This is a genomic window from Limnobacter sp. 130 (genome assembly GCF_902506325.1).
Classification (GTDB): domain Bacteria; phylum Pseudomonadota; class Gammaproteobacteria; order Burkholderiales; family Burkholderiaceae_B; genus Limnobacter.
The window spans coordinates 1,532,841-1,544,962 of sequence record NZ_LR732328.1 but is presented as its reverse complement, the minus strand read 5'-3'; the positions used below and the strand labels follow the sequence as shown (position 1 = coordinate 1,544,962).

Annotated in this window: 10 protein-coding genes; all 10 read left to right on the top strand. The window is 54.9% G+C overall.

Going from position 1 to position 12,122, the window contains the following annotated elements; genetic code table 11:
• Positions 1–16: 16 nt before the first annotated feature.
• Positions 17–1,453: an ammonium transporter gene (gene amt, locus FRIGORI9N_RS07350; RefSeq protein WP_159569149.1), complete on the top strand. Its 1,437-nt coding sequence runs from the start codon at positions 17–19 to the stop codon at positions 1,451–1,453.
• Positions 1,454–1,615: 162 nt separating this feature from the next.
• Complete coding sequence (gene gshA, locus FRIGORI9N_RS07345) at positions 1,616–2,905, top strand: glutamate--cysteine ligase (protein WP_159569148.1); 1,290 nt, start codon at positions 1,616–1,618, stop codon at positions 2,903–2,905.
• Positions 2,902–3,864 (top strand): glutathione synthase, encoded by a 963-nt coding sequence (gene gshB, locus FRIGORI9N_RS07340; protein ID WP_159569147.1) that lies wholly within the window; start codon positions 2,902–2,904, stop codon positions 3,862–3,864. Before gshA ends, gshB begins: the two co-directional genes overlap by 4 nt.
• Positions 3,864–4,328, top strand: coding sequence for a PTS sugar transporter subunit IIA (locus FRIGORI9N_RS07335; protein ID WP_159569146.1), 465 nt, complete (start codon positions 3,864–3,866; stop codon positions 4,326–4,328). Before gshB ends, FRIGORI9N_RS07335 begins: the two co-directional genes overlap by 1 nt.
• Positions 4,297–4,566 carry an HPr family phosphocarrier protein gene (locus FRIGORI9N_RS07330; protein ID WP_159569145.1) on the top strand — a complete coding sequence of 90 codons (270 nt, stop codon included), beginning with the start codon at positions 4,297–4,299 and terminating at the stop codon, positions 4,564–4,566. The genes FRIGORI9N_RS07335 and FRIGORI9N_RS07330 overlap by 32 nt, the downstream gene beginning before the upstream one ends.
• Before the next feature lie 3 nt (positions 4,567–4,569).
• The gene (ptsP, locus tag FRIGORI9N_RS07325; protein ID WP_159569144.1) at positions 4,570–6,321 is read left to right on the top strand and encodes a phosphoenolpyruvate--protein phosphotransferase; all 1,752 of its coding nucleotides are present in this window, start codon (positions 4,570–4,572) and stop codon (positions 6,319–6,321) included.
• 119 nt (positions 6,322–6,440) lie between these two features.
• Positions 6,441–7,577 carry a homoserine O-acetyltransferase gene (locus FRIGORI9N_RS07320; protein ID WP_159569143.1) on the top strand — a complete coding sequence of 379 codons (1,137 nt, stop codon included), beginning with the start codon at positions 6,441–6,443 and terminating at the stop codon, positions 7,575–7,577.
• A complete protein-coding gene (gene metW / locus FRIGORI9N_RS07315) occupies positions 7,574–8,215 on the top strand; it encodes a methionine biosynthesis protein MetW (RefSeq protein WP_159569142.1) in 642 nt (213 codons plus the stop codon). Before FRIGORI9N_RS07320 ends, metW begins: the two co-directional genes overlap by 4 nt.
• 9 nt (positions 8,216–8,224) lie before the next feature.
• A complete protein-coding gene (locus FRIGORI9N_RS07310; protein WP_159569141.1) occupies positions 8,225–8,554 on the top strand; it encodes a DUF4212 domain-containing protein in 330 nt (109 codons plus the stop codon).
• On the top strand, positions 8,514–11,816 hold the full coding sequence (icmF, locus tag FRIGORI9N_RS07305; protein ID WP_159569140.1) for a fused isobutyryl-CoA mutase/GTPase IcmF: 3,303 nt from the start codon (positions 8,514–8,516) through the stop codon (positions 11,814–11,816). The genes FRIGORI9N_RS07310 and icmF overlap by 41 nt, the downstream gene beginning before the upstream one ends.
• Positions 11,817–12,122 lie beyond the last annotated feature (306 nt).

Sequence of the window (12,122 nt, the reverse complement as noted above, 5' to 3'; positions counted from 1 at the left end):
GAGAAGTGAGGAAATCATGAAAAAACTTCTGACTGTCTGGCTGGCGGCCGCGGCACTGAGCTTCAGTGTTGCTAGTCCCGGTGTGTTTGCGCAAGAAACCCCGGCGGCACCTGCCACCGAAGCCACTGAAACAATGGCTGCTCCAATGGATTTAGCTCCCGCGGCAGCACTTGCTGCTGAAGTTGCACCAGCCGAAGAAGCCGCACCGGTTGTTGAGCAAACAGTAGACAAGGGTGATATCACCTGGATGATGATTGCCACCATTTTGGTGATTTTCATGACAATTCCAGGTTTGGCTTTGTTCTACGGCGGCTTGGTTCGTGCCAAGAACATGTTGTCTGTACTCATGCAGGTCATGTCGGTATTCTGTTTGATCGTTGTGTTGTGGGCTATTTATGGCTACAGCCTGACCTTCGGCGGTGGCGACAACCCGTTTGTAGGCAACTTCAGCAAGCTCTTCCTGAGCGGTGTAACGCCCGATTCCTTGTCGGCCACGTTCACTGAAGGTGTGATGATTCCTGAGTTCATCTTCATCGCATTCCAGTCCACATTCGCGGCCATTACCTGTGCCCTGATCGTGGGCGCATTCGCTGAGCGCATCAAGTTCTCTGCGGTGCTGTTGTTCTGCGCAATCTGGTTCACATTCAGTTACATCCCGATTGCACACATGGTGTGGGACGCTGCTGGCTTTATCTTCGCAGACGGCGCAATCGACTTCGCCGGCGGTACTGTGGTTCACATCAACGCTGCTGTGGCAGGTTTGGTGGGCGCCTACATGATCGGCAAGCGTGTTGGTTACGGCAAAGAAGCAATGACTCCACACAGCCTGACATTGACCATGGTCGGTGCCTCCATGCTGTGGGTGGGTTGGTTCGGCTTCAACGCCGGTTCAAACCTGGAAGCCAACGGCGGTACAACACTAGCCTTCATCAACACATTGTTGGCCACAGCAGCTGCAACACTGAGCTGGGCAGGCGCTGAAGCGCTGCTGAAAGGCAAGGCCTCCATGCTGGGCGCTGCGTCTGGTGCAGTTGGTGGTTTGGTTGCAATTACACCGGCTTGCGGCACAATCGGCCCAATGGGCGCGCTTATCCTTGGCTTGATGGCCGGCCCAATCTGCCTGTGGGGTGTAACTGGTCTGAAGAAAATGATGGGTGCAGACGATGCGCTTGACGTATTCGGCGTGCACGGCGTGGGCGGTATCCTGGGTGCCTTGATGGTGGGTGTGTTGTCTGCACCTAGCTTGGGCGGCACCATGGGTGACGACTTCGTGATCGCTTCCCAGCTGGCTGTACAAGCCAAGGGCGTGATCATCACCATCGTCTGGTCTGGCATCGTGGCTGCAGTTACCTTCAAGTTGGTTGACCTGATCGTGGGTCTGCGTGTAACTGAAGATGCCGAGCGCGAAGGTCTGGACATCACTTCACACGGTGAAACAGCCTACAGCAAGTAAGCACACTCTCCACTTCGGTGGATTCCTTCAGCCCGGGGTAAAGGGCTGATTCAAAGGCACCTTCGGGTGCCTTTTTTGCTTCACCCCCGATTTCCCTTCCCCAATGTGGCAGTGCAGCGTTTTGGATTACACTTGGCGAAGTGTCTTACCCAGGAAATGTTGATGGTTCCACATTTAGTAACAGCTTTAACCGGTCCGCTTCTGGATCTTGAAAAACGCATGCTCGACAAAACCACCGAAATCGAACGGTGGTTCCGAATGGCCTGGAACGAGAACACTCCGCCTTTCTACAGTTCAGTGGACGTTCGCAATGCGGGCTTCAAGCTGGCGCCGGTCGACACCAATCTGTTTCCTGGTGGGTTCAATAATTTGTCGCCCGACATGATGCCATTGGCTATCCAGGCGGCCATGAGTGCCATCGAAAAAATTTGCCCAGAAGCACGCAGCATGGTGTTGGTTCCTGAAAACCACACCCGCAACACCTTCTATCTGACGAATGTGGCTCGCCTGGCCGCCATTCTGAAACAAACGGGTCTGGACATCCGGTTGGGCTCTGTGTCGCCTGAAATCACCGAGCCCACGCGCTTTGATTTGCCCGATGGCCAGCACATTGTGCTGGAGCCTTTGAAGCGCAATGGCAACCGGGTTGGTGTAGAAGACCTGGAGCCTTGCGCAGTGCTGTTGAACAACGACCTGTCTGCGGGCGTGCCGCATATTCTTCAAGGCATCAAAGATCAAATCTTGTTGCCCCCGCTTCATGCCGGCTGGGCAACCCGCCGCAAAAGTGCCCACTTCAAGGCCTACGATTCTGTGGTGGAAGCATTCTCTGAAATGCTTGAAATTGACCCTTGGTTGATCAACCCCTATTTCACCCACCGCAACCAGCTTAATTTTCAGGAACGTGTGGGCGAGGAAGCCTTGGCGCAAGCCGTGGATGAAGTATTGGCCAAAACGCGCTTGAAATATGCGGAATACGGCATTGATGAGCAGCCCTATGTGGTGGTGAAAGCCGATGCGGGTACTTACGGCATGGGAATCATGACCGTGAAAGATGCCTCTGAAGTGGTGGGTCTGAATCGCAAGCAGCGCAACAAAATGTCGGTGATCAAAGAAGGCATGCAAGTGTCTGATGTGATCATTCAGGAAGGCGTACACACATTTGAGAATATCGAAGATGCGGTCGCCGAACCCGTGGTGTACATGATCGACCGTTATGTGGTCGGCGGTTTTTACCGCGTGCACACAGGCCGTGGCCGTGACGAAAACCTGAATGCGCCCGGCATGCACTTTGTGCCCCTGGCATTCGAAACACCCTGTAACACCCCAGATTGCAGTGACCGCCCCGATGCGGCCATGAACCGCTTTTATGCCTATGGTGTAATCGGCCGGCTGGCGGCCTTGGCTGCGTCGCAAGAACTGGAGGCCACCGCCAGCGTGGAGTTGGCCGCATGAGCAGCCGAAGCTTTGTGTGTGTCATTGATCCGCTCACCAGCCTGAATCCAAAAAAGGATTCAACCATTGCCATGATGGAGTCTGCACAGTCCCATGGCTGGAAGGTGGGTGTGATCGAAGATGGCGGCATGCATTGGGCCAGTGGTTCGGGTGTGCGGGCGCAGGTGGTGTGGATAAGCCTTGATCGGGCCAACAAACCCTGGTATTCGGAAGTGGGCCGCGAAGAAGTGGCCTTGAAAGATCTCGATGCAATCATCATGCGCAAAGACCCGCCTTTTGATGCCGAGTTTGTAACGGCTACCTGGCTGCTCGAGCAAGGTGAGCGCGAAGGCGCACGTGTGTTCAACAGCCCGCGCGCCATTCGTGATCACAATGAAAAATTCACCATTGCCCAGTTTGAGCAGTTCGTGGTGCCCACGCTGGTGTCGCGCAACGCTGCTCAGCTTCGCAGTTTTCTGGAGCAACACCCCGATGCCATCGCCAAACCCCTGGACGGCATGGGCGGCACCTCCATTTTTCGTCTTAAAAAAGGCGACCAGAATGTGGGCGTTATTCTGGAAACACTGACTGATTACGGCAAAAAAACCGCCATGATTCAGCGCTACATTCCCGAAATTGCAGACGGTGACAAGCGTGTGTTGCTGATTAATGGCGAGCCAGTGCCGTATTGTCTGGCGCGCTTGCCCAAAGAAGGAGAGCACCGTGGCAACCTGGCTGCCGGCGGTACAGGCCGGGCCCAGCCCCTGAGCGAAAGTGACTGGCACATTGCCCGAACACTGGGGCCTGAACTTAAAAAGCGTGGTTTGTTGCTGGTGGGTTTGGACATTATTGGTCAAAACCTCACCGAGGTGAATGTGACCAGTCCAACGTGCTTTCGCGAGATCATGGATCAAACCGGTTTTCCGGTGGCAGACACCTTTGTGCAAGCTGTTGAAACTGCCTTGAAGGAGACCCACTGATGCTGGGGCTCGTGCTGGTTACTCACGCCCCCTTGGGAGATGCAATTGCCCAGTGCGTGAGGCACGTCATGGGCTCTTTGCCCGATGGGCTGGCTGTGGTGGACGTACCGGGCGATGAAGACATCGAGCAGTCCGTGCAACGCATTCAAGCTGCCGCCAGGCAAGTGCATGCCGGTGACGGTGTGGTGTTTTTAACCGACCTGTTTGGTGCAACGCCTTCCAACGCGGCAGTGCGTGCCGGTGTCGAGTCGCTCAACCTGCCGACCGTGTTGGTGTCTGGGTGTAACTTGCCGATGGTACTGCGTGCCCTTGGTTTTCGGGATTTGCCCATCAACGAAGTGGCTGAGCGATTGGTCATGGGTGGCCGAAACGGTATCGTAAGCACTGGTGCCACGGCGCCACAACGTCAAACCTTTAACCCGGCGAAAAACGATGATTCAGCAAGAAATGACCATCAGCAATAAATTGGGCCTGCATGCGCGCGCGTCAGTCAAACTGACCCAAACCGCCAGCCGTTTTCAGTCAGAAGTGTGGATCGGCAAAGCCGGTCGCCGCGTGAATGCGAAAAGCATCATGGGTGTCATGATGCTGGCCGCAGGCAAAGGGCACAACGTATTGCTGGAAGCTGAAGGCAGTGACGAAACCGAGGCCATTGCTGCACTGGTGGCTTTGATTGATGACAAATTTGGCGAAGGCGAGTAAACCATGACCCTGGCCTTGCATGGCATCGCAGTTTCACGAGGCATTGCAGTCAGCCGCGCCCTGGTGTGGGACACGGCCATGCGGGATATACCCCGCAATCGCATCGAGAAAAAGTCGGTTCGCTTCGAGAAGAAAAGGTTCGACAATGCCATTAAGCGAGTGGCTGATGAACTGGTTGAAATCCGCAGTCAAATTGCGGCAGACTCCCCGGCTGAGTTTGATGCTTTTCTGAATTTGCACAGCCTTATTCTGGCCGACCCGATTCTGTCGGAAGAACCCAAGAACCTGATTCAAAGCAAACTGATCAATGCGGAATGGGCGTTGATCGAGCAAATGGAAGTGCTGCTGGAGCAGTTCTCTGCCATTGAAGACGACTACTTCCGTGAGCGCAACAGCGATGTTCGGCAAGTGGTTGAACGGGTATTAAAGTCTTTGCGCGGCCATGCTACCGCGCTGCCATTGCCACCCGAAGGCGAAAACGAAGACCCTTGGCTGATTGTTGCGCACGATATTTCCCCGGCCGACATGGTGCAGTTAAAGGGTCGCCGGGTGGGCGCATTCGTGACAGAAATGGGTGGTGCGACCTCCCACACTGCCATTGTCGCGCGCAGCTTGGGCATTCCTGCAGTGGTGGGGGTGCCGCGTGCTTTGGAGTATGTGCACAACGGTGACCTGGTGGTGGTGGATGGCAAAGTGGGGGCCGTGTTTCTGGACCCCGCGACCATGGTGGTGGAGGAATACCAGCGCAAACAGGCAATACTGGCGCTTTCCCGTCAACGCTTAAAGCGTCTGATCACCACGGAAGCGCGTACGCAATGTGGACGCCGCATCGAGTTGCTGGCCAATATTGAGTTGCCTGAAGACATCAAAGGCGTTGTGGACGCTGGCGCAGACGGCGTGGGCTTGTTTCGCTCCGAATTTCTGTTCATGAATCGCAAAGAATGGCCTTCGGAGGACGAGCAGTACGAAGCGTACCGCAAGGTCATCAAGGCCATGAAAGGCAAACCGGTGACGGTTCGCACGCTGGATTTGGGCGCCGACAAAACCTTGCAGTTTGATGGTGCCAACAGTAGCGCGCCGCCCGTATCCAGTACCTCTGCGCTGGGTCTTCGGTCTATTCGATTCAGCCTTTCCGAGCCCGCCATCTTTCTGACTCAAATACGCGCATTGTTGCGGGCAGCCAAGCACGGGCCGATAAAAATTTTGTTGCCCATGCTCACCAATATTCGGGAAACCAAGCAGGCATTGGCCTACATCGACATGGCGCGTGAGCAATTGCTCGAGCGGCGTTTTCAGGCCAATCAGGCCGTGCCCATTGGTGGCATGATCGAAGTGCCTGCGGCTGCACTCAGCCTGCCACATTTCCTGAAGTATCTGGATTATGTGTCGATCGGTACCAACGACCTGATTCAGTACACATTGGCTGTGGACCGGGTTGATCACCAGGTGGCGCATCTCTACGACCCACTTCACCCGGCGGTACTTCGGCTGGTGTACGAGGTAATCTCGAGCGCAGAAAAAGCAGGGGTCCCGGTCAGTGTTTGTGGCGAAATGGCAGGCGATATACGCTTGACCCGCTTGTTGCTGGGCATGGGCTTGACCCAATATTCAATGCATCTTTCGCAGTTGCTGGATGTGAAAGAACTGCTCTTGAAAACCGATTTTGAGGCCACTCAAAAACTGGTGAAAAAGGTAACACGCAGCTTCGATATTGAAAAAATTGATGCATTGATGCGCCAGTTGCACGACGATTAAGGAAAACCAGGTGCCCACTGGGCGCCCAAGCCCGCACTCAAAGCACCGTCAAAGCCAGTTTGCGATTTATACTCAAAGGCTTGCGAAAACCAACAATCCAACCTAAGAAACGCCGAATTGTGTTTGCCAACCAGTCCGTGGGCTTCGTAAAGTCCGAACTTATTGAATTCACTGCACCGCTTTTGCTGGAGTGCGGAAAGTCTTTGCCCAGCTATTCGCTGATGGTGGAAACCTATGGCACCTTGAATGCCGACAACAGCAATGCTGTGTTGGTGTGCCATGCGCTTAATGCTTCCCATCACGTGGCGGGCCTTTATGAAGGGCAGGAAAAAAGCGAAGGCTGGTGGGACAATATGGTGGGCCCCGGAAAGCCCTTGGACACCAACCGCTTTTTTGTGATCGGCGTGAACAACCTGGGCTCGTGTTTTGGTTCGACTGGCCCCAGCAGCATGAATCCGCAAACCGGAAAACCTTACGGTGCTGATTTCCCGTTTGTGACCGTACAAGACTGGGTGAATGCGCAGGTGCGCCTGGCGGATTATTTCGGAATTCAGAAATTTGCAGCGGTGATGGGCGGCAGCCTGGGTGGTATGCAAGCCTTGCAGTGGAGCCTGAGTTACCCCGACCGTGTTGGCCATTGCATGGTGGTTGCGTCTACACCCAAGCTGAGCGCGCAAAACATTGCATTCAACGAAGTGGCTCGCCAGGCCATTGTCACCGACCCCGATTTTCATGGTGGCAACTACTACGAGCACAGCGTGGTACCCAAGCGGGGTTTGCGCCTGGCCCGCATGATTGGTCACATCACGTACTTGAGTGGTGACGACATGGCCGAAAAGTTTGGCCGCACCCTGCGCAACGGCGACTACAACTATGGGCTCGAAGTCGATTTTCAAGTAGAAAGTTACCTGCGCTACCAGGGTGACAAATTTGCCGATTACTTCGATGCCAATACTTACTTGTTAATTACCAAGGCGCTCGATTATTTCGACCCGGCACGCCACACCGGCGGCGATCTGGTCAAGGCACTTGAGGCCGCCAAAGCCAAATTTTTGCTGGTCAGTTTCACCACCGACTGGCGATTTGCCCCTGAACGCACCCGCGAAATTGTGGAGGCCCTGATGGCCAACCAGCGCGATGTGACCTACGCTGAAATTGACGCACCGCATGGCCACGATGCTTTTTTGCTGACCGATGAGCGCTACCACAACGTGGTGCGTGGCTACTTTGAGCGCATTGCCAAGGAGCTTGCATGAAAACCCTGCACGCGGTTCGACAAGATGTACAACCCTTGCCCATTGTGGTGCCAAGGGCCGATCTGGACTTGATTGAAAGCTGGGTGCCCATGGGCGCGCGTGTGCTTGATTTGGGTTGTGGCGACGGTTCTTTTCTGGCCCGCCTAATGAAAACCCGCAAAGCCACTGGCTATGGTGTTGAAATTGATGACATCAATGTGCAGCGCAGTGTGGGCAACGGCATCAATGTGATTCAGCAAGACCTTGAAAAAGGCTTGGCCATGTTCGAGGACCATGCCTTTGACGTGGTCATTTTGTCGCAAACCCTGCAAGCCATGCACAACACTGAGCGAATCCTGAAAGAGATCGCACGGGTGGGCAAGGAAGGCATTGTCAGCTTCCCCAACTTTGGCCATTGGTACCATGTGTGGTCGATTGCTTTGGGTCGTATGCCTGTGTCCAAGCAAATGCCCTACCAGTGGTACAACACACCCAATATCCATTTGTGCACCCCCAAAGACTTCGAAGCGCTGGTTGCTCAAATCGGACATAAAGTACTGGGCAAACAACTTTTTTTGAACGGCGAGCCCGTTGAGTTTCTGGGCAATTTGCGCAGCACTTTGGCTGTTTATCGCTTCAAACCTCAGTTTGTGGCCTAGGCCAACACCATGAAAAACCCGCAACCCACCCCACTTGAAACCGAGTATTGGCGGCAGGTTAAGCGAATTACCTGGCGTTTGCTGGTTGTTTGGATCGCCTTGATCCTCAGCGTGGTGCTGTTCATTCCCCGGCTCGGGATCACTGTTTATGGGGTCCCGTTGACTTACTGGGTCATCTCCAGTGTTCTGCTTTTGAGTTTTTTTGGATTGGTTGCGTGCTACGCGTGGCGCATGGATAGGTTAGAATCAAGATTCAAACGAGCGGTGGAAAACAACCGCAAACATCCAGGAGATACGAATGAAAAGCAGCACCGGCGAGGTGGGAAAACCCCTCACTGACACCAAAGGCACGCCCCTGCGTTTTGTAACCGGCTCGTCGCTGTTCGACGGACACGATGCCGCGATCAACATGATTCGCCGCTTGTTGCAAAGCCAAGGTGCTGAAGTTATTCATCTGGGTCACAACCGTTCTGTTCAGGAACTGGTCGATGCCGCCATTCAGGAAGACGCCGACGGCCTGGCCGTAAGCTCCTATCAAGGCGGGCACAACGAATTCTTTAAGTACATGGTTGACGAACTGAAGGCCAACAACGCCGGTCACATCCAGGTGTTTGGCGGCGGTGGCGGGGTTATTTTGCCGTCCGAGATTGAGGCGCTTCAGGCCTATGGCGTGAACCGCATTTACAGCCCGCAAGACGGCCAGAAAATGGGCCTGGAAGGCATGATCGGTGACATGATCGCCCGTGCTGCACAAGTGCGCGACGCCCGCAAAAAAGCCGAGGTGACTTGCACATCGGCTGGCATTCAGGCCTTGGCCAACAATTGGCCCCTGCTCACCCAGCTGATTACCCGCTTGGAGCGCGACGAAGTACCTGCCGCAGATCTTGAAGCCATTCGCGAACAAGCCAAAGCCAGCAAAACTCCCGTGTTGGGTATTACTGGCACGGGTGGTGCGGGTAAATCGAGCCTGACCGATGAGTTGATTCGCCGCCTGCGCATGGACCACGGCGACGACCTGACCATTGGCGTGGTCTGCGTAGACCCATCCCGCCGCAAAACCGGTGGCGCTTTGCTGGGCGACCGAATTCGAATGAATGCAATTGGCCCTTGGGCTGGCAATGGTCCCAAGGTGTTCATGCGTTCCCTGGCCACCCGCGATTCCGCGCAGGAAGTGCCCGCCACCCTGCCCGACATTATTGCGCTGTGCCGCGCCACGGGTTTTGATGTGGTGCTGATTGAAACCCCCGGTATTGGCCAGGGCGATGCCGCCATTGTGCCGCATGTGGATTTCAGCCTGTATGTGATGACGCCTGAGTACGGCGCCGCCAGCCAGCTCGAGAAAATCGACATGCTCGACTTCGCCGATTTCGTGGCGGTGAACAAATTCGACCGCAAGGGCGCGCTTGATGCCCTGCGCGATGTGTGCAAGCAAGTGCAGCGCAACCGCATGGCGTTTACCAGCATGCCCGACACCATGCCTGTGTATGGCACCTTGGCCAGCCGCTTTAACGACGATGGTGTCAGTGCCCTGTACAAAGCATTGCGTGCAGCCTTGCCCATTGCCAAGCCTTCCAAAGGGCTTTTCAACGCGGTTGACACCAAACACTCCACCACCATGAAGGCGGTGGTGCCCTCTGAGCGTGTGCGTTACCTGGCCGAAATTGCGCAGGCTGTGCGCAGCTACAAGGCGCAGGTTCAGAAAGACGTGGCCTCGATGTACGACCTGGAATGCATGGAGCGTGCGCAGGCTTTGTTGCTGGCCCACAAGCCTGACAAAACCAAAGCAGTTGAAGCACTGGACGACATTGTTGAGCTGACCAACACCCGCATCAGCATGGCTGCTCAAAAGGCCATGAAAGATTATTCCAAATTGGCCGAAGGCTACCAAGGCGACACGCTGACTTACGAGGTGCGCGGCAAAGCCTTGCAGGCACCGCTAACGGTCACATCCCTTTGCGGTTTAAAAATCAACCGGGTCAGTTTGCCGAAGTTCACCAGCCGTGCTGACTTGTTGAAGTTCGTGATGCTTGAAAACCTGCCCGGTTACTTCCCGTTCACCGCGGGCGTATTCCCCGTGAAGCGAGAGGGCGAAGACCCCACCCGCATGTTCGCTGGTGAAGGCGACCCAGCGCGCACCAACCGCCGTTTTAAAATGCTGAGCAGCGCGAGCGACGCCAAGCGCTTGTCCACTGCATTTGATTCGGTAACTTTGTATGGTTTCGACCCCGATTTACGCCCCGATATTTACGGCAAAGTGGGCACCAGTGGCGTGAGCGTGGCCACACTTGACGACATGAAAGTGTTGTACAGCGGTTTCGATTTGTGTGCACCCAGCACCAGTGTGTCAATGACGATTAATGGCCCTGCACCCAGCATTTTGGCCATGTTCCTGAACACAGCAATTGACCAGCAAGTGGACAAGTTTACGGCTGAGAACAAGCGCGCGCCGAATGCAGATGAATACGCGAACATCAAGGCTGCTACTTTGAAAGCGGTGCGCGGCACAGTGCAAGCTGACATTCTGAAAGAAGATCAGGGCCAGAACACCTGCATCTTCTCGACCGAATTCAGCCTGCGTGTGATGGGCGACATTCAGCAGTATTTCATCGACCATGAAGTGCGCAACTTCTACAGTGTGTCGATCAGTGGTTATCACATTGCCGAAGCCGGAGCCAATCCGATTTCACAACTGGCCTTTACGCTGAGCAACGGCTTTACATTTGTTGAGGCTTATCTGGCGCGTGGCATGAGCATTGACGATTTCGCGCCCAACTTAAGCTTCTTCTTTTCCAACGGCATGGACCCGGAGTACACCGTGTTGGGCCGCGTGGCGCGCCGCATTTGGGCCATCGCCATGCGCGACCGTTACGGCGCCAGCGACCGCAGCCAGAAGTTGAAGTACCACATTCAAACCAGTGGTCGCAGTTTGCACGCACAGGAAATTGCGTTCAACGACATTCGAACCACCTTGCAAGCGCTTATTGCGGTTTATGACAACTGCAATAGCTTGCACACCAATGCCTATGATGAAGCTGTAACCACACCCACCGAGGAAAGCGTGCGCCGTGCCATGGCCATTCAGTTGATTATCAACAAGGAATGGGGTTTGGCGAAAAATGAAAACTCAAGCCAGGGCGCATTCATTATTGATGAGCTGACCGAGCTGGTTGAAAACGCTGTGTTGGATGAACTAGACCGCATCAGCGAACGCGGTGGTGTGTTGGGTGCCATGGAAACGGGTTACCAGCGCAGCAAAATTCAGGAAGAGTCGATGCATTATGAAATTCAGAAGCACGACGGAACATTGCCGATTGTGGGTGTGAACACCTTCACCAATCCGAATGAGAACGCCGATTCCTTGAATTCGCTGGAGCTTGCCCGTGCTACCGAGGAGGAAAAGTTGAGTCAACTGGATCGCCTTGCGGATTTCCAGCAGCGGCATTCAGCAGAAAGCGCCGCCATGCTGGAGCGCTTGAAGCAAACAGCCATGGATGGTGGCAATGTGTTTGAGGTACTGGTGGATGCCGTGCGGGTTTGCTCGCTGGGGCAGATTACGCAGGCGCTGTTTGAAGTGGGTGGGAAGTATCGCAGGTCGATGTGAGGCGTGACTTTTTCGCTGAATGTGAAGGGGCACTGTTGCGGTTTCTTGCGCAATTCAGTGTGAGCGACTTTTGATCTGAACTTGAAGGGTCACCGCTGCCCGAAAACTTGGCATATCGTCTTGTCAGCTTGAGCCTGCACTAAGCCAAGCCCTCCAAAAGTAACGGTCGGGTCTTGGCTTTCGCGCCGGGCGCGATCGTTTGTCTCGGCGTGCCAAGCCGGCAAGTTTTCTGACCGGTCATCGTGCGACCACTTGCAAGTTCAGCTCTAAGTCACCGGCGCCAGAGTCTCTCCATCACCGCGCATC